General features: G+C 69.1%; 19 protein-coding genes. 14 read left to right on the top strand and 5 right to left on the bottom strand.

Annotated elements, in window-relative coordinates:
- Positions 1-6 precede the first annotated feature (6 nt).
- The 3 genes from vioD to AOM45_RS14395 are packed head-to-tail and all read left to right on the top strand — an operon-like array spanning position 7 to position 2388.
- On the top strand, positions 7-1125 hold the full coding sequence (gene vioD, locus AOM45_RS14405) for a capreomycidine synthase (protein ID WP_030471427.1): 1119 nt from the start codon (positions 7-9) through the stop codon (positions 1123-1125).
- Entirely contained in the window at positions 1112-2143 is a 1032-nt protein-coding gene (gntD, locus tag AOM45_RS14400; RefSeq protein ID WP_030471426.1) for a guanitoxin biosynthesis L-enduracididine beta-hydroxylase GntD, read from the top strand. Before vioD ends, gntD begins: the two co-directional genes overlap by 14 nt.
- 14 nt (positions 2144-2157) lie before the next feature.
- A complete protein-coding gene (locus AOM45_RS14395; protein ID WP_030471425.1) occupies positions 2158-2388 on the top strand; it encodes an MbtH family protein in 231 nt (76 codons plus the stop codon).
- 379 nt (positions 2389-2767) lie between these two features.
- On the opposite strand, the gene AOM45_RS14390 is transcribed toward AOM45_RS14395, so the two are convergent.
- A complete protein-coding gene (locus AOM45_RS14390; protein WP_030471424.1) occupies positions 2768-3784 on the bottom strand; it encodes an SMP-30/gluconolactonase/LRE family protein in 1017 nt (338 codons plus the stop codon).
- Between the two features lie 433 nt (positions 3785-4217).
- On the opposite strand from AOM45_RS14390, the gene AOM45_RS50870 reads away from it, so the two are divergent.
- Positions 4218-4427, top strand: coding sequence for a hypothetical protein (locus AOM45_RS50870; protein ID WP_201779963.1), 210 nt, complete (start codon positions 4218-4220; stop codon positions 4425-4427).
- Between the two features lie 185 nt (positions 4428-4612).
- Here AOM45_RS50870 and AOM45_RS14385 read toward each other — a convergent pair whose 3' ends face one another.
- Both AOM45_RS14385 and AOM45_RS14380 read right to left on the bottom strand, forming a co-directional pair.
- A complete protein-coding gene (locus AOM45_RS14385) occupies positions 4613-5824 on the bottom strand; it encodes a sensor histidine kinase (RefSeq protein WP_030471422.1) in 1212 nt (403 codons plus the stop codon).
- Entirely contained in the window at positions 5824-6480 is a 657-nt protein-coding gene (locus tag AOM45_RS14380) for a response regulator transcription factor (protein WP_030471421.1), read from the bottom strand. The genes AOM45_RS14385 and AOM45_RS14380 overlap by 1 nt, the downstream gene beginning before the upstream one ends.
- Positions 6481-6592: 112 nt before the next feature.
- Between AOM45_RS14380 and AOM45_RS14375 the strand changes: the two genes are divergently transcribed.
- Positions 6593-7765, top strand: a complete 1173-nt coding sequence (locus AOM45_RS14375) for a serine hydrolase domain-containing protein (protein WP_030471420.1) — start codon at positions 6593-6595, stop codon at positions 7763-7765.
- Between the two features lie 187 nt (positions 7766-7952).
- On the opposite strand, the gene AOM45_RS53795 is transcribed toward AOM45_RS14375, so the two are convergent.
- Complete coding sequence (locus AOM45_RS53795; protein WP_162185731.1) at positions 7953-8177, bottom strand: integrase core domain-containing protein; 225 nt, start codon at positions 8175-8177, stop codon at positions 7953-7955.
- A 1132-nt stretch (positions 8178-9309) separates the two neighbouring features.
- Here AOM45_RS53795 and AOM45_RS14370 point away from each other — a divergent pair.
- The 6 genes from AOM45_RS14370 to AOM45_RS14340 all read left to right on the top strand — a co-directional run bounded on the left by AOM45_RS14370 (position 9310) and on the right by AOM45_RS14340 (position 17841).
- The gene (locus AOM45_RS14370; protein WP_201779962.1) at positions 9310-9924 is read left to right on the top strand and encodes an MmyB family transcriptional regulator; all 615 of its coding nucleotides are present in this window, start codon (positions 9310-9312) and stop codon (positions 9922-9924) included.
- Positions 9925-10352: 428 nt separating this feature from the next.
- A complete protein-coding gene (locus tag AOM45_RS14365) occupies positions 10353-11783 on the top strand; it encodes a phenylacetate--CoA ligase family protein (RefSeq protein ID WP_156094210.1) in 1431 nt (476 codons plus the stop codon).
- Entirely contained in the window at positions 11771-12241 is a 471-nt protein-coding gene (locus AOM45_RS14360; RefSeq protein ID WP_030471417.1) for a hypothetical protein, read from the top strand. Before AOM45_RS14365 ends, AOM45_RS14360 begins: the two co-directional genes overlap by 13 nt.
- Positions 12242-12342: 101 nt before the next feature.
- Positions 12343-13458, top strand: a complete 1116-nt coding sequence (locus AOM45_RS14355) for a cytochrome P450 (RefSeq protein ID WP_201779961.1) — start codon at positions 12343-12345, stop codon at positions 13456-13458.
- A gap of 10 nt (positions 13459-13468) precedes the next feature.
- Positions 13469-13819: a VOC family protein gene (locus tag AOM45_RS14350; RefSeq protein ID WP_030471415.1), complete on the top strand. Its 351-nt coding sequence runs from the start codon at positions 13469-13471 to the stop codon at positions 13817-13819.
- Between the two features lie 665 nt (positions 13820-14484).
- Positions 14485-17841: a diguanylate cyclase gene (locus tag AOM45_RS14340; protein ID WP_030471413.1), complete on the top strand. Its 3357-nt coding sequence runs from the start codon at positions 14485-14487 to the stop codon at positions 17839-17841.
- A 258-nt stretch (positions 17842-18099) separates the two neighbouring features.
- On the opposite strand, the gene AOM45_RS14335 is transcribed toward AOM45_RS14340, so the two are convergent.
- Positions 18100-19158: an NAD(P)-dependent alcohol dehydrogenase gene (locus AOM45_RS14335; protein ID WP_030471412.1), complete on the bottom strand. Its 1059-nt coding sequence runs from the start codon at positions 19156-19158 to the stop codon at positions 18100-18102.
- A gap of 490 nt (positions 19159-19648) precedes the next feature.
- Here AOM45_RS14335 and AOM45_RS14330 point away from each other — a divergent pair, with 490 nt between their 5' ends.
- From AOM45_RS14330 to AOM45_RS14320, 3 genes are read left to right on the top strand one after another with little or no spacing between them, the layout of a single operon-like run.
- Positions 19649-20518, top strand: a complete 870-nt coding sequence (locus tag AOM45_RS14330; RefSeq protein ID WP_030471411.1) for a branched-chain amino acid ABC transporter permease — start codon at positions 19649-19651, stop codon at positions 20516-20518.
- Positions 20519-20527: 9 nt separating this feature from the next.
- Positions 20528-23005 carry an ATP-binding cassette domain-containing protein gene (locus AOM45_RS14325; RefSeq protein ID WP_030471410.1) on the top strand — a complete coding sequence of 826 codons (2478 nt, stop codon included), beginning with the start codon at positions 20528-20530 and terminating at the stop codon, positions 23003-23005.
- Positions 23002-24015 (top strand): acyl-CoA dehydrogenase family protein, encoded by a 1014-nt coding sequence (locus AOM45_RS14320; protein WP_030471409.1) that lies wholly within the window; start codon positions 23002-23004, stop codon positions 24013-24015. The genes AOM45_RS14325 and AOM45_RS14320 overlap by 4 nt, the downstream gene beginning before the upstream one ends.
- Positions 24016-24019 lie beyond the last annotated feature (4 nt).

The following is a 24019-nucleotide window of genomic DNA, read 5'->3' as shown; positions in this document are numbered from 1 at the left end:
CGCCTCATGAAGTTCGAACCAGCGCCCCTCGAGGACTGGATGCGTCTGTACTACTTCGCGGTGGACGACGACATCGGCAGCAGCGGCGTCGAGGACTACTCGCTCGCCGACCTGCGCGCGCTGCTCGGCATCACCACCGACGAGCTCGACGCCGTGGTGTTCCGCGACAGCACGTCGTTCGGCAGCGAGGAGGTGCGCACCGCGATCGCCGAGCAGTGGGGGACCGGCGACCCCGACCGGGTCATGGTCACGCACGGCGGCAGCGAGGCGATCTACCTCGTGCTGAGCACCCTGCTCGACCCCAGCGACGCCGTCGTCGTCACCGAGCCGACCTACCACACGCACACGTCGATCGCCCGGACCATGGGCTGTGAACTGCGCGTGTGGCCGCTACGACCGGAAAACAACTTCCGGCCCGACCTCGACGACCTGCGTGCGGTGATCGACGGCGCCAAGGCTGTCGTCGTGAACTTCCCGCACAACCCGACCGGTGCGTCGCTCACTCCGCAACAGCGCGACGAACTGGTCGCGGTGTGCGCGGAGGCCGGCGCGCACCTGGTGTGGGACCAGGCGTTCCGCGAGATGGTCGTCGAGGGCGAGCCGCTGGTCGATCCCGTGCACGACTACGACAAGGCGATCTCCATCGGCACGCTGTCCAAGGGCTACGGCCTGCCGGGACTGCGGGTCGGCTGGGCGATCGCGCCGCACGAGGTCCTGCGCGGCACCCTGGACCTGCGCGACCGCATGACGCTGCACCTCTCGCCGCTGGTCGAGCTGCTCGCCACCCGCGTCGCCCGGCACGCCGACCTGCTGGTCGGCCCGCGCATGGCGAGCGCCCGCGGCAACCTGGCGCTGCTGCGCCGTTGGGCCGCCGACCACCCGGACCTCGTGGACCTGCCGGAGCCGATGGGCGGCGTCACCACGTTCCCGCGACTGCTCGGCCACACCGACACCACCGCCTTCTGCCACGACCTGGCGCGCGACCACCGCACGCTCCTGGTGCCGGGGTCGTGCTTCGGGGACCCGACCCGCGTCCGGCTGGGCTACGGCGGTTCCCCTGCCTCGTTCGCCAGAGGCCTCGAAACGCTCGCACTCGTGGGGGAGAAGACCCGTGTTCAGAGTTGAACTGTCCACATCGGACATCGAAGAGGCCGGTGCGCTCGTCACCTCGCTGGCGCAGCGGTACCAGACGGTCGAGGACCCGGCCTTCGTCCGCGAGGCCACCGTCATCGCCCACGAACTGCCCCGCGCCCTGCGCGCGGGCCTGACCGAGTTCCGCCTCACCGAGCCACATCCGCTGTGCGTCGTCGGCGGCTACCCGATCGACGACGAGCGCATCGGACTCACCCCGGCGCACTGGAAGGACTGCGGCGGCGAGGGCAGGCCCACGCTGGCGGAAGACCTGTTCTTCTACCTGTGCGCGTCGTTGCTGGGCGACCCGATCGCCTGGTCGACCCAGCAGGACGGCCGGCTGCTGCACGACGTGTTCCCCATCAAGGAGCACCAGTACGAGCAGCTCGGCTCGGGCAGCGAGGAACTGCTCACGTGGCACATCGAGGACGCTTTCCACCCGATGCGCACCGACTACGTGGGCCTGATGTGCCTGCGCAACCCGGACGGCGTGCGCACCACCTACGGCTCACTGGAAGGCGTCGACCTGCCGGCGGACGTCGTCGAAGTCCTGCGCCAGGAACGGTTCCCGATCCGCCCCGACCGCTCCCACCTCGCCGCCAACCGCCAGCACGACGACGGCGACGAACAGCTGCGCCGCCTGCGTGACCGCAGCTACGAGTGGATCTCCCGGCTGGACACCGACCCCGAGCCCATCGCAGTCCTCTTCGGACCGCAGGAGAACCCGTACCTGCGCCTCGACCCGTACTTCATGGAAGTACCCGCGTCGGACCCCGAGGCCGCCGCCGCACTGGACACGATCGTCAAGGCCATCGACGCGAACATCTCCGGCTACGCCCTGGCACCAGGCGAGATCCTCTTCCTGGACAACTACCGGGGAACACACGGCCGTGAGCCGTTCACCGCCCGCTTCGACGGCACCGACCGCTGGCTCACCCGCCTGAACATCGCCCGCGACCTCCGCAAGTCGCGCGCACACCGCCGCAGCGCGGACGACCGCACCATCTACTGAGACGGAGTTTCCCGATGCGCACCAGTCCCTTCGACGACGAGGACGGCCGCTTCTTCGTGGTGGTCAACGACGAGGACCAGCACTCCCTGTGGCCGGCGACGCTCGCCACCATCCCCGACGGCTGGACCGTGGTCCACGGCGAGGAGACCCGGCAGGCCTGCCTCGACTACGTGAACCAGCACTGGACGGACATGCGTCCGCGCAGCGTTCGTGAGCAGCTCGACCGCCAGGCGGCTGAGTGCTGAGCCGCACCACGCCGACGCCCGGTACCCGGTCGGGGCCGGGCGTGGCAGGCTTCTCGGGCGGTCAGCCACGGCTTCCGCGGGCGGCTCTCTGGGCCGGTGAGTGCGCGCAGCCGGCGACAACGCGCTGCGCGAGTACGAGAGGCACTACAACGAGCACCGGACCCACCGATCACTCGACGCCGCAGCACCCTTGAGGGCCCGGCCGCAGCCTCTTGAGCCCGATCAGATCGAACGCTTCGCCGTGGAACGACGTGACCGTTTTGGGGGAGTCGTCCACGAGTACCACCGTGTCGCTTAACCAGCACGGATGCAGTTTTCGGCACGTACAAGGCGCGGCCCGGCGTGACACGTTCGCCTGGACTGTCGAAATGTGCCGGGGTCAGTAGGGCCAGCCGGGAACGTTCAGGCGAATGCTGTACAGGCCGAAGTTTCCGGTGTTGCCGCCGGTGGATGCGGTACCCGACGTGATGTAGAGGGTTTTCCGGTCGGGGCCGCCGAAGGCGACGTTGGTCGTGTTGCGGCCGGCGGAGATCGTGCCGAGGAGCTTGCCGGCCGGGGAGTACACGTGGACCTTTCCGCTGCCGTAGGTGGCCTGGTACAGGTTTCCCGCGCAGTCGACGGTGCCGCCGTCGGTGCCGTCGAGCGACGCGAAGTCGCTGCGCTGTCCGGTGCTCCCGTCCGCGTTGACGGGGTAGCGGTAGATCTTGCCGGTCGCGTTGCCGCCGACGTAGAGGGTCTTGCCGTCGGGGGAGAGCTCGATGCCGTTCGGCTGGCGGATCGTGTCGTCGATCAGGGTGACGAGACCGTTGGTGACGCGGAAGACGCCGGTCCTGCCCGACATCTGGTCCGGGCGGTTCGCGCGCTGGAAGTTCGGGTCGGTGAAGTAGGCCGTTCCGTTCGCGGCGACGGTGACATCGTTGGGAGAGTTGAACAGTCGTCCCTGGTAGGTCGCCGCGATCGTCGCCCGCCGCCCGGTGGTCAGGTCGTACGAGGACAGGCTGCGCTGGTCGTGGGTCGCCGCGAGGACGGACGTGCCGTCACGGCTGATCGCCAGGCCGTTGCTGCCCGCGTTCTTGACGAACGTGGTGAACGTGCCCGTCGAGGGGGTGTACCGCAGGATGTCCGAAGGCTGGACGTTCTGCGGGCCGGTGCCGTCGTACATGTTGGACAGCAACAGGGTTTGCGTCGCCGCGTCCCAGGTCGGGCCCTCCAGGAAGTTGAACCCGTCCTTGATCTTGGCCGCGGTCAGGTTCGGTGAGGGCAGCGGAGTGCCGAACGGCCCGCCGGGACACGGTCCTTCGGGTGCCGCGGCCGAGGTGCCGGTGACGCTCGCGGAGACCACGCCCAGGATGATCGTGGCCACCGCGATCTTTCGCTGCCGTGCTCGGATGTTCATGCCGGCGACATCCTCGCTTCCGGTTGGAGGACTGGTGCCATTGAACTGTGAAGGATGATTTCGAAGCGGTCAAGACACGACGAAAACATTTCTTCCGGCTGAGCGGTGGATCGTTGGAGTGTATTCAGGATTGCTAAAATTCGGGTGAGTTTTTAGCTTGAGGGGTGGCTGCGCGCGGGCGCCGTCAGGTCCTCGCTTCACGTGCGCTGCGGTTCGACAGTCGAATCGAGTGGTGGTTCGATGAATTCGACGAGCGGTCCATGTGAGAAAGCGGTGGACGTAGGACGTGTCGAGTGCGAATTGTTCGTACTTCATTCACGCGTGACGGCCGCGTGGCAGCCGGAACGCCGTGCCTCGCTATCGCGCATGTGCGCGCCGGGAAATACGTCCGTGCAGGTCAGCAGGCGTCGGTGGGTAGAGGTCGTCATCGGGCATGATCGCGGCCGTGCTGGTTCGCATCGCCTACCTCGCTGTCTCCCACGCTTTCGCCGCGCTGTGGCTTCTGCGCATGTCCGCTCGGGAGAAGGATGTCGAGATCGGAGGAGAGGGTGTTGCTCGCAGCCTTGCTTGTGCCCTTGGCGCGCGCGACGTTGCGTCGGCTCCGGCTGTTGGTCAGCCCGGATACCGTGCTGAGGTGCGGTGATCAGGTTCTGTCGTCCTGCAGGCATGATCGTGAGCGTGACGGTGCGACTGCTCTATCTCCTCTTTGTTGCGACACGAAAATACTGACCGTGCCGCTCATCGGCATGGGAACGAGTCGAGGGTTCGAGAACTCCCCAGCCGACATCGCCGACCTCCGTGAGGTCGGGATGATCTGAGGACCGAGGATCAGGTGTGTTGCGTTGCGGCAGCTGGGAGCGTGACGGTGACGATCAGTCCGCCGTCATGGCCTGGGTGTGCGGTGGCTTGGCCGCCGTGGGCCTGCGCCACCGATCGGACGATGGACAGGCCGAGCCCGGCGCCTTTGGCGGTGGGCGGATGGTTGGTGTGCAGGCGGCGGAACGGCTCGAAGAGCGCGGGGATTTCGTCCTGTGGCACAACAGGACCGGTGTTGGTCACCTCCAGTTCGACCGTGCCGTCGTCGCGGCTGCGGCTGGTGATCGTGACGTGGCCGCCGGGTCCTGTGTTGTGTCGGATGCCGTTCTCCACGAGGTTGTGCACGAGTCGCTCAAGCAGCAGGGCGTCGCCGGAGGTGGGCGCGTTGTCGGCGTGCTCATGGAGGGTGATCTCGGTGTTCGCTGCCTCAGGCGTGGTTTGTGCGACGACGTGGGTGACCAGGTCGGCCAGGTCGACCGGGAGTCGTTCGGTGATCTCGTGCTCCGATTTGGCCAGCAGTAACAGGCCGGAGATCAGCTGTTCGTGCCGTGAGTTGATCTCCAGCAGGTGCTTGCCGAGTTCTTTGACGTCCGCGGAGGCGGACTTGCGGTGCATGGCCAGTTCGACCAGGGAGCGCCCCAGCGTCAACGGGGTGCGCAGCTCGTGGGAGGCGTTGGCGACGAAGCGGCGCTGACCGTCGAAGGACCGGTCGAGCCGTCGCACCATGGTGTTGAAAGCATCGGCGAGGTCGGTGACCTCGTCGTGCGGGCCGTGCGAGGTGATGCGTTCGGGCAGGCCCCGATCGGCGGCCGGCGCCGCGGCGATTCGTCTGGCGGTATCGGTGACCCGGCGCAGCGGGACGAGCGCCCGGCCAGCGGCCAGCCAGCCGAAACCGGCCGCGAGGCCGGTGACCACGCCGAGCGCGATCGAGCCCTGGGCGAGTAGTGAGGTGGTGGCGGCGTTGTGCAGCATTTCCCGCTGTTGCTTCATCCACCGTTCGGCGTCCGCTCCGGCCAGCAGTTCGCCGGCATCGGTGAACACGAACCCTTCCTTCGTCACCGGCCAGCCGTCAGCGCCGCGGGCGACGAGCAGTCGGCCCGGGTTGGCGAGCTGCTGGTCGAACAGCGCGTAGGTGGTGCCGAGCAACACGACTCCGGCGACGGCGAACAGACCACCGTAGATCAGGGTCAGCCGGGCCCGCAGGGTGATGCGACGCGGCGGCATCACGCGATCCGGTAGCCCACTCCGGTGACGGTCTCGATGACGGGTGGGTCGCCGAGTTTGCGCCGCAGCTTCAGGATGGTGAGCCGGACGGTCCCGGTGAACGGGTCGGCGTGTTCGTCCCATGCCTTCTCCAACAGGAACTCGGCGGAGACCGTCGCTCCCTCGGCGCGCAGCAGTTCGGTGAGGACGGCGAACTCCTTTCTGGACAAGGGAAGGTAATGGCCGTCGCGGAACACCTGGTGGCGTGCGGGGTCGAGGGTGATCCCGGCCCGGCGCAGCACCGGCGGGGCGGCCGGGCGGGAGCGTCGTCCCAGTGAGTGGATGCGGGCGGCCAGCTCGGGGAAGGCGAAGGGTTTGGTGAGGTAGTCGTCCGCACCGAGGCCCAGCCCGGCGACGCGGTCGGTGACATCCGCGGCAGCGGTGAGCATCAGCACGCGCGTGGGAGCTGACGACTCGACCAGTTCACGGCAGACGTCGTCGCCGTGGACGACTGGCAGATCCCGGTCAAGGACCACGACGTCGTAGTCGTTGACCGCAAGTCTGTCGAGTGCGGCGCCACCGTCGTGCGCGACGTCCACCGCGAACGCCTCGTCACGCAACCATTCCGCGATCGCGCCGGCCAGCATCGGCTCGTCCTCAACCACCAGAACCCGCATCCGGGCATGATCGCCGATCAGGGTGTTTCCTCCCCGTTAGCGCCCCAGCAAACACCTGGGAAACGCGCTGTCGCGTTGCATCTCCTGCCGTCGACCGACGACAGGAGCAACGATGACTAAACCATCTCGGCGATCGGTACTCGGCATGCTGGGCGCAGTACCCGCCACCATGCTCGTCGCTTCCGGTACCGGCGCCGCCGACGGGTCCCGGACACCCGAAGACCTGCGGCCCGGCGGAGCATACGACCGCTTCGTCGCACAACTGGCAGCCCAGGACAGGTTCTCCGGCACCGTGCTGGTCAGCCACCGGGGAAAGACGGTGCTGTCCAGGTCCTACGGCATGGCCGACAAGCAACTGTCCACACCCAACCGGGCGGACACCATCTTCGCGCTCGCGTCGGCGTCCAAACCGTTCACCGCGCTGGCGATCTTGCAACTGGCCCAGCGGGGCGACATCAACTTCTACGACACGCTCGGAACCCATTTGGACGGTTTCCCGGCCGCGATCGCCGACACCGTGACCGTTCATCACCTGCTCACCCACACCTCCGGCATGGGCGACCTGCTCGCCAACCAGGAGTTCCTCGCCAAGGCCGGCACGTGGACCAGTGCCGACGAGGTCATGACCGAGCTCATGAACATCATCCGGAAGGAACCCCTGAAGTTCGCCCCTGGCACCGGGAACCAGTACAGCAACAACGGCTACGACACCCTCGGCGCGATCGTGGCGGCGGTCTCCGGGCAGTCCTTCTACGACTACGTTCGCACACATGTCTTCGCCCCGGCCGGCATGACCCGCACCGACTTCTACACCAGACCGCAGTGGCTGACCGACCAGCGCATCGCCCATCCCTACACACTCGATGCCTCCGGGCAACGGGTTGACGCGCTGCGCACCGGGCAAGGCGCGTCACGCATGTTCATCGGCACCGGCGGCGGCAATGCGTTCTCGACGGCGCCTGACCTCGTCCGGTTCGCGTGCGCGCTCCAGGACGGGAAACTGCTCAACCCCGCCTACACCGAGCTGTACATGAGCGCGAAGCTTCCCATGCGCCAACGAGCCGCGGACCCCGCCGTGCGGAGTTTCATGGCTTACGGCGCGACCGCCCCCATCGTGAACAACCACCGGCTTCTCACCCACGGCGGCGGTGCTGCGGGCGAGTCGACGAACTGGACCATCTATCGCGACCTGGACTGGTGCGGGGTCATCCTCAGCAACTACGACCAGATCGATCTCACAGCCATGATCAACCAGGAACGGAACTCGATCGTCGGCCAGGCATGACCGAATCCAGCTCGCCAAGGCACACTTAGTTCCGGAGCACAACATGCTCGTACTCATCCCAACCTGAAGCCGAAACGGTCTTCCGCGCCAGGTATCGCACCGGCACTCAGCTCAAAGCCGTACGAGATAGCCGGGATGGTCGAGAGACAGGTAGCACGAGGACTTGGTGAAGGTCGCCCCGGCAAGCTCATCGGGAACTTCGACCGAGGCCACGGGGCTGAGGTAGCCGAGGCTGGAATGCCGTCGGCGGGTGTTGTACCAGCCCCTCGATGCATTCGAAGATTGCCTTGTGCGCCTTGGCTTTCGTGGGCCAGGCCTGCCGGTCGAGCAGCTCGGTCTTGATGGTGGTGAAGAACGACTCGGCGACCGCGTTGTCCCAGCACTGACCCGTGCGGCCGACGGACAGCCGCACCCCGGCGTCGACAGCCGTCTGCCGAGAAGTGGGAAGCACCCGCGGGCGCGGGCAGGCCGCTACGCGTGGTGGCCGAGCTCATCCCGGTCCCGCCGCGTGGTGATCGTCTCTCGTTCGCGAGCTCGGGTGATCACCGGACGCTGTTGGGCGTCCTCGGCCTCTGTCACCGGCTGGATCTGTACCAGTCGTCGTTGCGGCCCGACCGACGTGCCCTCTCCGGAGAAGGCACGTCAAAGTCGGTCGCGGCTCAGGCGCACACCTTGCCGTTCAGGGCGAGAAGGCGAACGGCGGCGCGCCACCGCCCCGCGCGATCCCACGCCTCGGTCACCGGACCTCGGTGTCCACAGGGGACCAGCTCACTCCACGACGAAGGTCCTGATGCTCAGGGCAGGCAGCTGGGCCCCGGACGCTCCATTCGACGTGGAGAAGGTGTCGTAGTGAGCCAAGGTCCGCGTCGCGCCGGTCAGCCAGGCCGAGTCGTTTCGGGGAAAGTAGCGCGCAGGTTCGTCCAGGGCGATCAGAAAACTATTGGACCATGTCGGTGAACTGCTGAAGAGAATGTTGCCAATATTATATCCGTCATTTCGGTGTGTTCGACGAAGCATCAACGTTGCCGGCCTTGAGTCGAGTCATACCGCCCGTGACTCCGCTGCCTCGCGTCAGATCGCCTGACAACGCCTCATCGCCCCTGTCTGGCCGAACGGGACAAGCCCAGGTGTGCTGTACCTGGGATGAACAGGTGAAGTGCGCCGCTCGGGAAGGCAGCCCGCACATCGAACTCCGTCGTGCCGGCCGCGTCCGTGTAGTCCACTGTGGAGTTTGGCGGAACATGCCATTCACAGCTTCCGCACAAGAGATTCACAACTCCTCGCTTTACCGTCGCGTCATGAGCAAATCCGAGCTGACTTACGAAGGCCGTCCGCTGCCCACCTCAGGCGCGGCCTGACCGTCGGCACCCGCGTCACCCTGGAGGCCGGTAAGTCCTGCGGCAGGTGCGCACGCAGGGCTGAGCACCGCGGGTCGCCGTCGAGTTCCCGGCCTGCGGCGAGACGAGGTCGCCCTGCTCGCCGGGCTGAGCGCGGGCTACTACGCCAGGCTGGAACAGGGCCACGAGCGCCCGACCCACCAGACGGTGGAGAGCCTGAAACATGCGCTGCGCCTGGACGAGAGCGCCGCCATCGAGCTGCACCGGCTGGCTCGCCCCGCGCCCCGCCGGCGGACCCGCGACCGGCCCGAGCGCGTCAGTCCGCACCTGCTGGTCCTGCTCGACGACTGGACCGCGGCGCCCGCCTACGTTCTCGGCCGGTCCGGCGACGTCCTGGCGCGCAACGCCCTCGCCAGCGCACTGCACACCCGTTTCGTCCACCGCGACAACCTGCACCGCATGATCTTCCTCGACCCCGCGGCACTCGAGTTCTTCCGCGACTGGACGGCCACGGCCCGCGCCGCCGTGCACGACCTGCGTCAGGTCGCCGGCCGCACCGCCGGCGAGCGCGGGCTGCGCGAGCTGGTCGGCGAGCTCGCGATCGCCAGTCCCCGGTTCCGCGGGCTCTGGGCCGAACCGGCGCCACGCGGCGCGGTCCGCCCCGGAACCTCCTTCTTCCACCCCGACGTCGGCGAACTGGACCTGCGCACGGAGATCTTCCCGATCAGCAGTGCACCCGGTCAGCGACTGGTCGCCCAGCCGGCCGAGCCGGGGTCCCGCTCCGCCGACGCGCTGGTGTTGCTGAGCACGCTGGACCTGTGACCGGGTCGGGAAAGTGCCATCGGAGTCGGGACCCGGCAAACCTGCGGGTTCTCACCGCCCCTGACATGTCGATCTTTGTCAGACCTGTTGCCCGCAGTCTGCCCGTCGCGATCCGTCCAGCCCCGTTGTTTAAATGCCCGTTCGGGCGACTTTGGTGCCCAATGAGCCTGTTTGGTGGTGGGCGCGTAGTTGGCTCCTGCCCGGAAGCGTCGCTCGTTCCGTCGGGTGGAACGTGATGTGCTAGATACGTTGGTATGTAGCCGAAGCCGGAGTCGTGGCGCCTCCACTCTGGACCCGCGCCGCCAACCTCAACCACCGCAGGCCCGGGCTGGAGTCCGTTGCAGGTCGACGGCGGGCTGCCTGTTTCGCTCGACGACAACTTCGATTCGCCCTGCTCTGTCACGTCGTGTGGAAGCGAGGGAGTGCACATGTTGCTCATGCGTGACGAGGCGCGTCGCCGGGCCGCCGCTCGAACATTTCGGCGCCACCAGTCGCTCATTGCAGACATCCACACGGGGAGAGCGGTTTCGGACGAGCTGCGTCTCCAGAAACTGCGCGAGATCCTCGCCGCCGCGTCGCGCGCGGAACTTTACGCGGACTCGGTGCCGGCGCTGCTCGCCGACGACGTCAGGCGCCTCCGGCCTCTTGCCGAGGTGCTAGGTGCACTGCCCCTGCTGCCGAGGAGTGAACTGAGCGCTCACAGCCACGCCGCGTTCACGGTGCCGCTCGGCGAGTTCCTGCACTACTACGAGACATCCGGAACCACCGGTCCGGCCTCGGCTGCACCGAAGGCCGACGACGACCTCATCGTCAACACGGTCAACATCGGTGAGATGTGGGCCCGGTTCCTCTCACCGGGGGACATCGCGCTGATCTTGATCATCGGTGCGCTCGCGCCGGCTCCGTACCAGTTCGAGAAGGTGTTCGAGTACCTCGGCATCACGTCACTGCGGCCGACGGTGGACTACATCGACGGCGACTACTCGAAGGTGCTGCGGCTGATCGACGAGCTGTCGGTGAACGTCTTCGTGGGAGCCCCGTCACGATTGCTGGCGATGATCCAGTTCGCCGCCCGGCACGGCCTCGCGGTGCCGCGGTTCGACCGCCTGCTGCTCATCGCCGAACAGGTCGGTCCGGCTTGCCGGCGGCACTTGAGCCGTCTGACGGGAGCGGAGGCGTTGGTCGGGAGCTTCGGCTCGTCCGAGACCGGGACGACCGCGGTGACCTGTGAACGCGGTCAGCTCCACCTGCAGCTGCAGAGCTATGTCCTCGAGTTGCTGGACGAGCGCGGTGTCCGCGTGGTGGATGGCGCTGCCGACAGCGGGGAACTGGTGGTCACCACACTCGACCTGCCCGGCCGGCCGCTGCTGCGGTACCGGACGGGCGACCTGATCGAGGTGGTCGGGACACCGTGCGCGTGCGGACTGGCGCTCCCGGTCATGCGGACCAGGGGGAGGGAGTCGGACGTGCTCGCCTTCGCCGGTGGCACTGTGCGCCAGGAAGACGTCGAGTCCGCTCTGTGGGTGGATGGCTCGCCTGACGCGACCGTCCTCAACTACATGCTGGTCATCCACGAGGACGAGATCGTCTGCCTGGTGACCACGGATGTGCTCCCCGACAACGGGTGGGCGGACCGGACGGCCAGCCGGATCGCCCATGTCTTCCCGGCCCACCACCTCACCGTCCGGCCGGTAGAGGTGCTCTCGCCGTTGACGACGTTGAGCGGGGACCTCGGCTGGAAGCTGTCCCGCGTGCTCGATCTCGGTGACATCGGGGCGTGGAGCCGGTTGCCGACGTCGTTGAGCCACGTGGTCAAGGAAACCCTTGAATCAAGAGGAGTGATGGTGTGCCCGAGATGACCGACCGCGAGAAGTACGAGTTCGTGCTCGGGGTGTACTTCCGCACCCAGGCCGCCATCGAGAAGTACATGGGACGTGAGCGGCTTCCGGAGTGGGCCGCTCACGTGGCGCGGATGAACACCGACGCCACGAGGAAGCGTTTACCCGAGCGGGTCGACCAGGAACGCAGCGTCCTCGGTTCGCTGGCGGCCATGTTGGACGTGTACGGCTCGGACCAGACATTGGCGGAGGACGACGGCGGGTACCGGCTCGAGGTCCGGCGCTGCGGCATCTTCGACTACCGCGAACGGGCCCGTGATCAAGGGGTGGAGCTGACCCTGCCCGTCCCGTGCGAGTTCTGCGTGGAGCTGCGCTACCAGACGGCGGCCAACCTGGACATGGTCGTGTCGCACCAGTTGGGTCATCGGTCCTGCACCTGGGAGTGTCACTCTGCCGCTGAACCCGAGGGTTCGCGATGACCGCGACCCGGACGGAACCGCCGTTGCCCTACCGGCGAGATTCCGCGCATCCGTGCAACCCCGCGAGTGACCTTCGAGCGGCAGCGGCCGGGAACCCCGTCGTGCGACTGCCGCTCACCAGCGGAGTCCTGGTGTGGCTCGTGACCGGTTACGACGAGGCTCGACAGGTGCTGGCCGACTCCAGGTTCAGCAGCAACCTCACGACGCCCGGCACCGCGTTGCCGAAACCAGGGGAGCGGACAGTCGCCGAGGAGCTCCAGGATCGGCAGCCGGGCACGTTCCTGGAGTACGACCCGCCTGACCACACCAGGCTGCGCGGCATGGTGGCCGGAGAGTTCACCGCTGGAGCCGTGCATCGGCTCCGGCCGCGGATCGAGGCCGTCGTCGAGGAATGCCTCGACGCGACCGAGGAAGCCGGCTCACCCGTCGACCTGGTCGAGACGTTCGCCTTGCCGATGCCGTCGAAGGTCATCTGCGAGATGCTCGGCGTCCCGTACGACGACGACTTCGACTTCGCGGGTCACACCGTTGTCATGACGGATCTCATGGCCCGGCCCGAGGACACCCTGGCGGCGCGCGACGCGCTGCGCGGCTACATGCGCGGCATCGTCCAAGACCGGCGCAAGAACCCGACCGACGACGTCCTCGGGAGGCTGATTCGCAACTACGGCAACGATGTTACCGACGAGGAGCTGGTCGGCATCGGCAACCTGCTGCTCATCGCAGGCCACGAGACCACCGCGATGATGCTCGGCCTCGGCACGCTCGCCCTGCTCCAGCACCCCGAACAGCTCGCGATGGTGCGAGACGACCCGTCGGCGGTACCTTCCGCGGTGGAGGAGTTGCTGAGGTACGCGTCGATCGCGAATCACGGCGCCATCCGCACCGCCACCGAAGATGTCGTGATCGGCGGCAGGCTCATCCAGGAGGGTGACGCGGTGGCGGTGTCGATCCCCGTGGTCAACCGCGATCCCGATCGGTTCGACGACCCGTACCGCTTCGACATCACCAGAGATCCGAAAGCGGGACACCTGGCTTTCGGCTACGGCATCCACCGCTGCATCGCCGCCCCGATGGCGAGGATGGAGATGCAGATCGCCTACCCCGCGTTGTTGCGCAGGTTTCCCGCGCTCTGCCTGGCGATGCCCCTCGATCGCATCCCGGTCCGCACGTCGAACGCGACCCACGGCCTGCACGCACTTCCCGTGGCCTGGTGAAGGAGCTCCAATGGTCAACATCATCGAGGTGGTCGCCAGAGTCCACGTCGACGATCTGGACGCGGCGCTGCCGTTGTACCGCAGACTTGCCGGTGTGGCTGAGGCGAAGCGATTCGAGTTCGGCGAGGTCCAGCTCGCGAGCATTGGTCCGTTCCTGTTGCTCAGCGGCAACACCGCCCCCTACCGGGACCGTGTCGCGACGCTCGTCGTCGCTGATCTGGTGCCGGTGATCGAGGCGCTGGAGGAGAGCGGCGGGACGATCTTGGACGGGCCGTCGCCGACTTCCAACGGCGATCGGCTGATCGCACGACATCCAGACGGCTCGGTGTTCGAGTACATCGGTAAGGGAGCAGCGATCTGACGCGCAGCGCGTCGTCGGCCAGCCACGACTGCTGCTCTGCACCAGAGCGAGGTGGTGACGGTGTGCGTGCCGAGAAATACGTCCGTGCAGGTCAGCAGGCGTCGGTGGGTAGCGGTCGTCATCCGGCGTGATCGTGGCCGTGCTGGTCCGGTTCACCTACCGCGCCTTCGCTCCGCTGTGGCTCTTGCGCATGACTGATCGTGGAAGAACGTCGAGATTCTCGTTCTGCGCCATCAAGTCGCGGTCCTGCGTCGCTCACCGGCAGGCACTACCACCACCGCTACCGAATCGGGCTGCAGCCGCGGCCGTGACGCCCGCCGGAGGCCGGGTTCCAGGACGCTTCGATCTCCGGGGCGATCTCACCGAGCCGGCGGGAGGTGACCGGGTCAGGCACTGGGGAGTGCAGTCGCCGCACCACGTTGACGTCGCCCGTCTTCGCGCGAACGTCGGTCGCGGGCAGCCTGGAGTTCCAGGTCTGGTGGTACGTCGACCTCACCGCGATCGGACAGGGATGATCCCACCTGTCCCCCCGCAGCTGATCGGCATGGCCGAATTGGAGAATTGCGGCGGTTGGTTGTGGTAGTCGTTGGGTACCGTCCAACTGCCGCTGCGGGTTACGGTACGCGGCTCACGAAAGCGGGCGTCCAAACCTCTAACGGAGCGTCGTGACCGATCCCCCCGATCTCGACCGCGGTGTGCTCCGCACACTGCTCACCGACGTGGTCACCGGTGCGCTCGCGCGCGAGGCTCTGATCGGCTGCCTCGACGGGGCGATCGCCAGGGCTCGGCTCATCGGCGGTTGCTGCTCGGTGTTCGTGTTCGACGTCGACCACTTCAAGACCGTCAACGACGCGTACGGGCACGCCCGCGGTGACGCGGTGCTGCGGTCGATCGTCGAGCGGGCCAAGGGCGTGGTCCGCGACGCCGACGTGCTGGTGCGCTACGGCGGGGACGAGTTCGTGCTGGTGCTGCCGGAGACGGGCGCGGTGGAGGCGCTGCAGGTCGCGACGCGGCTGGTGGACGCGGTCGGCACCAAGCCGTTTCCCGGTAATCCGCCGCTGTCGGTGTCGATCAGCCTCGGGCTGGCCACCTTCCCGGACGACGCGGCGGATCGGCAGTCGCTGCTCGATCTCGCCGATCGCCGCAACTACCTGGCCAAGCGCCGCGGCCGGGGCCGCGCGGTCGGTGACGACCTGCAGGCGAGCGGGCGGCGGTCCTCCGAGAGGTTGCTGGAGCGGGACGCGGCACTGGCGGTCGTGCGCGACTTCCTCGTCCGGCTGGACGCGTGCGGACGTGGTGCGCTGAGGGTGACGGGCGAGCGCGGCGCCGGGCACACCAGGTTCCTGGCCGAGGTAGGCAAACTGGCCGGGCTGCGCGGGTTCGAGGTGGTCAACTGGGCTTCGGCACCGGCGGGGCACGCCGAGCGGGTGCTCGTGCTCGCCGACACCGACGCCGACCTCGCGGACGTGGGACGGCGGGTGCGGCGACTGGCCGCCTCCGGTGGCGCGCGGGTCGTGGGGCTGGTCCAGGCGATGCACGATCCCGCGGGTCCGGTGCCGCAGGTGCTGCCGCTGCTGGACACCGCGGTGCTGACGCCGCTGTCCGAGTCGGCACTGCACGTGTGGCTGCGTTCGACGCTGCGCGGTGAGCCCACGCGGGAACTGGTGCACTGGCTGGCTCGGCGCAGCAGCGGCCTCGTCGCTCAGGCCGAGCGCGGGCTGACGCAGCTCGCCGACCGCGGCCACCTGGAGCAGGGCGGCGAGGGGGACTGGGGCGTGTCCGCGGAGGCCCTCGCCCGTGCCGACAACGCCCGGCGACGGTTGCCCGCGCCGGTCAGCAGCCTGGTGGGCCGGGCGCGAGACGTCTCGCGGATGGCCGACCTGCTGTCCGAACGGCGGCTGGTCACGCTGACCGGCGCCGGTGGCATCGGCAAGACGCGGCTGGCGCTGGCCGTCGCGGGGGCCGTGGCGGATGAGTTCGCGGACGGGGCCGTGTTCGTGTCGCTCGCCGAGGCCACCACGACCGAGATGGTCGTCTCCGCGGTCGCCGCGGTGCTGGAGGTGCCGGAGGGCACGAACGAGCCGCTGACCGACGCGGTGATCCGGGCGCTGAGCGAGCTCGAGCTGTTGCTGGTGCTGGACAACTTCGAGCACGTGCTGAGTGCCGGCTCGTTCGTGGCGGCGCTGCTGGCGGCGGCACCGGGGGTGCGGGTGCTGACCACGAGCCGGCAGCGGCTGCGACTCACCGGCGAGCAGGTGTACCCGGTCCCGTCGCTGCCGGTGCCCGACCTCGACCGCCTGCCGTCCCGGCCGGAGGAGACCGACGAGGCGCTGGTGTCCTGGCCCGCGCTGGCGTTGTTCGTGGCCAGGGCCACCGAGGCCGTGTACGGGCTGACGTTCTCCGCGGACGACCTGCGTGCCGCGGCAGAGGTGTGCATCCGGCTGGACGGGCTGCCACTGGCGATCGAGCTCACCGCGGCGAACTGCGACGTCCTCTCGCCCACCCAGATCCTCGCTCAGCTGAACGAGCGGTCGGAGCTGCCTGCCAGCGGGCCCCAGGACCTGCCGGCGCGGCAACGTACCCTGCACGCCACCATCGACTGGAGCGTCGCCCTGCTCGACGCCGACGACCAGGAGCTGCTGACGCGCCTCGCGGTGTTCGCCGGTGGTTGCACGGCTGACGCCGTCGCCGCGATCTGCCTGCCGTCCGCGACGAGCGACGAGTCAGTTGCCAGGCTCACGAAGCGCCTGAACGGGCTGGTGGACCGCAACCTCCTCGGCGCGCGGCACACCGAGGACGGCCTCAGGTACACGATGCTGGAGACCATCCGGGCTTACGCGGGCGAACGGCTGACGGACGAGGAGGTGATCCGGCGCCACACCGCCTTCTTCGCCGAGCTCGCCGAACGCGCGGACCGCGGACTGGGTGGCCACGACGGAGCGGCCTGGTACGCGCGGGTCAGCCGCGAGTACCTCAACCTGCGCGCGGCGCACACCCAGGCGATGGCGGCCGGGGATCCGCTCACCGCTGCCCGGATCGTCCTCGGCGTCAACCGGTTCTGGCAGAAGGGCTGGCACATCCGCGAGGGCAGGGAATGGCACCGCCGCCTGCTCGCGGACGCGGTGGACTGGCTGCCGGAGGGTGTCCGCGGCAGGGTGATGGAGTCTGCGGCGTTCCTCGCGATCAAGCAGGACGACCAGGCGACTGCCCTGTCGCTCGGCGAGGAGAGCCTGCGGATCGGCCGCCGGCTCGGCGACCACGACCTGGTGGCCCAGGCGCTCAACATCGTCGGCCTCGTCGCCCGGCAGAGCGGTGACCTGGACCAGGCCCGTGCGTGCTTCCGCGAGTGCGTCGAAATCGAGCAGGCGCACGGGAAACGCGGCACCGTCCTGGCTGCGGCGCGGGGCAACCTGTCGATCATCGCCCGCTTCGAGGGTGATCTGCACACCGCGCGCGAGCTGATGCGGCACAACGTCGAGATGGACCGCAGGGTCGGCAACCTCCGCACGCTGTCCCTGGACCTCGTCGGTCTCGGCGACGTCTGCGTGGACCTCGGCGACGCCGCCGCCGCTCGTCCGCTGCTCACCGAAGCCGTCGAGATCAGCAGGCAGATCGGGGACATGGGCGGTGAGGCGTACGCCTTCCACATCCTCGGCCGCCTCACCCGGCTGGAAGGCGATCCGGTCGAGGCGTACCGCCTCTACACCGCCGCCATCCGCATCCACCACGGGTTCGGCGACCGGTTCGCGGTCCTCTACACGCTCAGCTCGCTCGTCGACCTGCTCAGCACGGTGGACGCCGCGTCGGCCGCCGGGATGCTGGGCGCCGTCGAGGTGATCCGCGAACAGGACGGCCTACCGATGACCAAGCACCAGTGTGCCGTCCGCGACAGCACGCTGCGCCGCATCCGCGCCGTGCTCACCGAAGACGAACTGCACGTCGCGACGGTCGCCGGAGCCGCGATGGACCTCGACGCCCTGGTCGCCCACGCCTTCGAGGTGGATCCGGCCGTGTTCGCCTGACCCGGCATGTCCAGTGAGATCAACGGCGCGTGTACGCATCGGGATGGGTAACACTCATCATCCGTCATGATCGCGGCCGTGCTGGTCCGCTTCGCCTACCTCGCTGTCTCCCACGCCTTCGCCGCGCTGTGGCTCCCGCGCATGACCGATCGAGGTGCTTGGTGGCGGTGCAGGCGGTGCCTGGCCACGGGCTGTGCACCGTGATCGAGCCGGGCCGGCTGCCGACACGGGGCTCTCGGCACCGAGAAGGTGAGACCGTCACGACGGAACGAGCACGACACGGCCGAGGACGCGGCCGGCTCTGAGGTCGTCGAAGGCCTGGACGGCTTCGGTCAACGGACGGACGTCCGTTGCCACGCGGAGTTTTCCGGCCAGGGCGAGCGCGACGACGGCGTGCAGTTCCGGTCCGGTGCCCCAGAACGGCAGGCTCAGCGTCGCGCCCTGGGGAAGTGGTCCTGGTTTGCCGATCATGAGGCGCCCACCCCCGCTGCCGAGCGCGACGAGGGTGCCGCCGGTGCGCAACGTCGCGGCGCCGAGCGCGAGCGTCGCGTCGTTGCCGACGAAGTCGAGGACGGCGTCGAAGCCGGTTCCGCCGGTTGCCGCGCGTAGGACGTCGGCCGTGTCCGCGCGGGCGAGTGTGCCGAGGTGGGCTCCGCAGGAGTGGGCGAGTTCGAGCGCGTCCTCGCGGGTGTCCACGGCGACGACCCGGCTCGGGGTGAGGGCGCGCAGGAGCTGGACGGCGAGGTGTCCCAGGCCGCCGACACCGACGACCGCCACGGCCGAGTCCTCGCCGAGTTCGTCGACGAGGCCGGCGATCGCGTGGTACGGAGTGAGGCCGGCGTCGGTGAGTGGCGCGGCTTGGGTGGCGTCGAGTTCGCCCGCCGGGACGAGATGCCGGGCGTGCGGCACGAGGACGTGGCCGGCCATGCCGCCGTCACGGCCGAGTCCTGCCCCGGACCACTCGAGGCCGGCGCGGCGGTCGCAGTAGTTGTCCTGCCCCGCGACGCATCGCCGGCACTGTCCACAGCCCCACGGTCCGTGAACGACCACTCGCTCGCCGATCGTGACGCCCCGGGCCTCCGTGCCGATCGCGGCCACCCGGCCGGCGATCTCGTGGCCGAGTGTGAACGGCAGGCGATACGGCAACGTTCCCGGCCGGGCGTCGAGGACGTGCAGGTCCGAGTGGCAGACACCGGCCGCCTCGACCCGCACGAGCACTTCGTCGCCGATGGGATCGGGCACCTCGGCCTCGGTGAGTTCGGGGTGGCCGCCCCAGGTGGAGAGGCGCACCGCAGGAGTCTTGCGCGTCGGCGTCACGCCTGCCCACGATACAGAAATGAACTCAGTTCAAGAAGGTGGCAAGGGAAAGTGGCTCGGGTGGCCGGTGCCGCGGTCGCGCACAAGCTCGCCGGGCTCGGCGCCCAGGTCGTGTGAGCCGACGTCACCGCGCCGGACGGGGGAGGGGTGGTGAACGTCGCGGCCTCGCCAGGTCGAAAGTCTCGTCGTCGGCGTGCGGTCCGACCACGGCAGCCTCGACGTCGTCGTGCACGCGGCGGCGCGCCAAACTGGCCGACGGGTGCTGAGTGTGAACCTTGACGGCACGTTTCGCGTCCAGCGCCGCGGTGCGGGTGATGTCCCGCGCGCGGCACGCACGCTGGACGTTCGCGGGTTTTTCGTGTGCGACGCCGGAGCAGATCGCGGTGTTCCTCGCGGGCGGCCGTTCACGGTCTGAGGGTTGTCAGCGGCCGAGCCGCGGTCTACCGTCACCTGAACTGAGTTCACTTTGTCCTCAACGGAGAGGCGTGACGTGGATCAACTTCTCCTCGTGCTGGTCAGCGGGGTCGCCAGCGGTGCGATCTACGGCCTGATGGGCCTGGGCCTTGTGATCATCTACCGCGCGACGGACGTCGTGAACTTCGCGCTGGCGAGCCTGGCGACGCTCGGGCTCTACGTCGCGATCACCTTTCACGACAACGGCACCGCGGTGATCGTGGGCGTGCTGGGCGCGGTCGCGGTGACCGTCGTCGCCGGACTGGCCGTCCGCGAGGTCGTCATCAGGCCTTTGGGACAGGGGCAGCTCTTCGCGGCTCTCGTGGTGACGATGGGTGTCGCGCTGATCGCCGAGAGCGTGATCAGCGAGCTCTGGGGCACGCAGCCCAAGGCGTTCCCGAGCATCGTCGACGGCACGGTCCGCGTCGGGGAGCTCGCGATCCCGACGCAGAGCCTGCTGACCATCGCTGTGGCCGGGGTGGCGATGGCGCTGGTCGCGTTCCTGTTCGGACGGACCACGCACGGCTCGGCGATGCGCGCGGTCGCGGAGTCCGCCGACACCGCGCAGGTGATCGGGATCAGCGCGCAACGGATCGCGCGGATGGCGTGGGCGCTCGGGCTCGGGCTCGCCGCACTCGCCGCGTGCCTCTACGCACCGAAGGTCGGCCTGGTGCCGACCGTGCTGTCGGCGCCGCTGTTCCGGGCGTTCGCGGGGATCTTCCTCGGCGGGCTGAACAGCATGTACGGCGCGGTCGTCGGTGGTCTGGTCGTCGGGGTGCTGGAGAACCTCGGCGCGAGCTACGTGTCGGCGAGCTTCCGCGACACCTTCGTCTTCTCCTTCACCGTCCTCGTGCTGCTGATCCGCCCGCAGGGTCTGTTCGGCACACGCACGTTCCAACGGGTGTGAGGTAACGCGATGACCTTTCTCGGTTCCACAACGGTGCGGGCGCTGCTCGGCCCGCTCGCCGCGGCCGTGGTGATCGCCTTGATGAGTGTGGGCGCGCTCCCGCCGTACCAGGCGTACTCGGTGGCGCTCGCCGCCGTCTACACGATCGTCGTGCTGTCGGTCGGGCTGCTGGCCGGCTGGTCCGGCATCTGGTCGGTCGGCCATCCCGCGTTCTTCGCGCTCGGCGCGTACTTCGCCGCCTACGGCAGCGGGCACGGCTGGTCGTTGGAGACCATCCTGCTCGGCACGGTCGTGTCCGCCGCGGCGCTCGGCGGGTTCGTCGGGTACGCGGGTGCTCGCTTCTCGACGCTCTACATCGCACTGCTGACGCTGGCGTTCAGCCTGGTCTCGCTGGAAGTGATCCACCGCTGGACCGCCGTCACGGGTGGTGACCAGGGCGTGCCGGTAGCGGAGGTGCCCACGCTCGCGGGACCGGTGCCAGGCGGTGGCACCGAAGCGCAGCTCCTCTCGGTCGCCGCGGCCGGGATCTGCCTGGCGATCGCGGTCGTCGCCAAGGGATCGGCGTTGCGGATGCGGCTGGTGGCGGCGAAGTCCCACCCCCTGGTGGCGCAGTCGGTCGGGATCGCGCCCGAGGCGCAGTCGGCGCTCTCGTTCGCGGTGAGCGCCGCGTTCACCGGCGTCGGCGGGGTGCTGCTGGGCCTGATGACCGGGTTCGTCAGCCCTGACCTGTTCTCGCTCAACCTCGGGGTCTCGCTGATCGCCTCCTGCGTGCTCGGCGGGGTCGGCAGCGTGCTGGGCGCGGTGGTCGGCGGCGTCTACCTGGCCTGGTCGCCCACGCTCGCCGGCGCGGTCGGGCTGCCGCAGCCGGTCGTGCAGGGCCTGGTGCTGATCGCGGCGCTGCTCTTCCTGCCCGGCGGCGTGGTGCCGTTCCTCGGCAAGCTCGTCCGGAAGCGGCCCCGCAAGACCCGCCCCGTGGCCCTGCTTCCCGAGCCGGAGATCGTCCGCCGGACACCGGAGGGTCCGCCGCTGCTGACGTTGAACGACGTGTCGGTGCGCTTCGGTGGACTGAAAGCCCTCGAAGAGGCGTCGCTTTCGGTGCGGCGAGGCGAGGTGCTGGCCGTCATCGGACCGAACGGCGCCGGCAAGACGACCCTGCTGAACGTCCTTTCCGGACTCTCGGGCGGCGGCAAGATCGAGGGCGCCGCCCAGTTCGACGGCGGGCAGCTGCTGACGGCCCGCGCGACGGCCCGGCGGCGGTTCGGGATGGGACGCACCTTCCAGCACGCGGAGACGTTCGACGAGCTCACCGTGGTGGAGAACCTCCTCTGCGCGCATCGCCGGATCACCTCTCGGCGACGCACTGCCGTTCTCGATCTGCTGAACCGGGTGGGGCTCGCCGACGTCGCCGACCGCAACCCGGCCGACCTGCCCTTCGGCCTGCAGAAACGCCTGGACCTGGCCAGGGCGGTCGCGGAGGACCCGAAGCTGCTGGTCCTGGACGAACCGTTCGGCGGACTGGACGCGGACGAGCGCGCCATCGCGGCCAAGCAGATCGAGCGGCTGCGGGACGGCGGCGCCGCGGTGCTCATCATCGACCACGTGCTGGACGACCTGTTCGCCGTCGCGGACCGCGTCGTGGCCTTCGACTTCGGCAAGCCGATCGGGGAGGGCCCGCCGGGGGAGGTGTTGCAGGACAGCGCGGTTCTCGCGTCGTACCTGGGCACGTCCACCAGCCGGGTCCGGCCCGCGGACCGGCCGGACGACGCACCGGTGGTCGTCCGGCTCGCCGGGATCGAACACCACTACGGTGGCATCACCGCGTTGCGCGGGATCGACCTGGACGTCCACCGGGGTGCCGTCCTGGGCGTCGTCGGGGCGAACGGCGCGGGCAAGAGCACGCTCGGCCGCGTCCTGCACGGCTCGCTGCGGCCCTCCGGCGGCTCCCGCGAGGTGCTCGACGTGCGCGCCGGCCTCGTCCCGGAAGGGCGGGCGTTGTTCAAGACGTTGTCGCTCAAGGAGAACCTCGAAGTCGCGGCGTACGCGGCCGGTCTCAAGGGCGCCCGGCTGCGGGCGCGGCTGGACGAGACGGCCGGGTGGTTGCCGCCGCGCGTCCGGGACCGGCTCGGTGTCCAGGCCGCCGGGCTCAGCGGCGGCGAGCAGCAGATGCTCGCCATCGCCCGCGCCCTGATGGCGGAACCGGATGTGCTCATCGTCGACGAACCCGCGCTCGGCCTCGCCCCGGCACTGGTCGACGAGGTCTACACACGCCTGGCGGAACTCGCGGACGGCGGCATGACGGTGGTCTTGCTGGAACAGCTGCTGAGCCGGGCACTGGCGAGCTGCCACGAGGTGGTCGTGCTGCACGAAGGAGTCGTTGCCGCGAAAGGCGCGGCAACGGATCCGGCGTTCACCGCACGGGCCGAGTCGGCGTACTTCGGCGGCGAGCACGCCGTCGCACTGGGCATGACGGCGCTGGAGCCACGATGACGTATCCGCGGATCGATCCGGCCCTGCTCGTCGAAACTCCGGAGCAGCGAGAACTCCGTTCCGTCGCACGGGACTTCTTCACCGAGCACGGCGGAGACCAGTGGAAGCGGATGGCGGGCGAGCTCGGCATCCAGGGACTCGCGATTCCTGAGGACTACGGCGGCTCCGGGTACACGTTCGCCGAGCTGGCCGTGGTGCTGGAGGAGGCCGGACGGGCGTTGTGCGCGGTGAAGTTGCTCCCGACCGTGGTGCTGGCCGTGCACACGTTGCTCTACAGCGGCAACACCGAGGCGTGCGCCCGCTACCTGCCGGGCATCGCCGACGGCACCCTCACCGCGACGGTGGCGTTCGGCGGCGACGTCCACGTTCGGGACGGGACCCTGCACGGCACGGTGGACTATGTCCTCGACGGAGCGGACGCAGACCTGGTGCTCGTAAGCGCGGATGGTCAGATCTTCGCCTGCGAGTCCGTGACGCGCACTTCCCGGCGCGTGCTCGACGAAACACGGCCGCAGGCCCTGCTGGAGTTCCGCAGCTCACCAGCGACACCCGTGGGCAGCGCGGACGTCGTGCCACGGGTGCGCGACGTCGGCCGAGCGGCCCTGGCGGCCGAACAGGTCGGCGGCATCGGGCACGCTCTGGACGCCACGGTGTCCTATGTGGAGCAACGCAGGCAGTTCGGGCGGCCCATCGGCTCGTTCCAAGCGGTGAAACATCGGCTGGCCAGGCTGCTCGTCGAGTACGAGGCAGCTCGATCGGCCGCCGCGTACGCCACCGCGTGCGTGGCGACCGAGTCGGCCGAGCTTCCGGTGGCCGCCGCCGCGACCGCCGTCTGTTCGTCCGCCTACCAGCTCGCGACCGCCGAGTACGTCCAGCTGCACGGCGGGATCGGCTTCACCTGGGAACACCCGGCGCACCGCTACGTCCGGCGGGCACGTTCGTCCGAGGTGCTCTTCGGCACGACCCAGGACCGGCTGACGGACCTCGCCGCCGTGCTGGGAATCGCCTGACCAC

It is taken from the genome of Lentzea aerocolonigenes (assembly GCF_000974445.1).
Lineage (GTDB): Bacteria > Actinomycetota > Actinomycetes > Mycobacteriales > Pseudonocardiaceae > Lentzea > Lentzea aerocolonigenes.
This window is presented reverse-complemented; position numbering and strand designations above follow the sequence as displayed.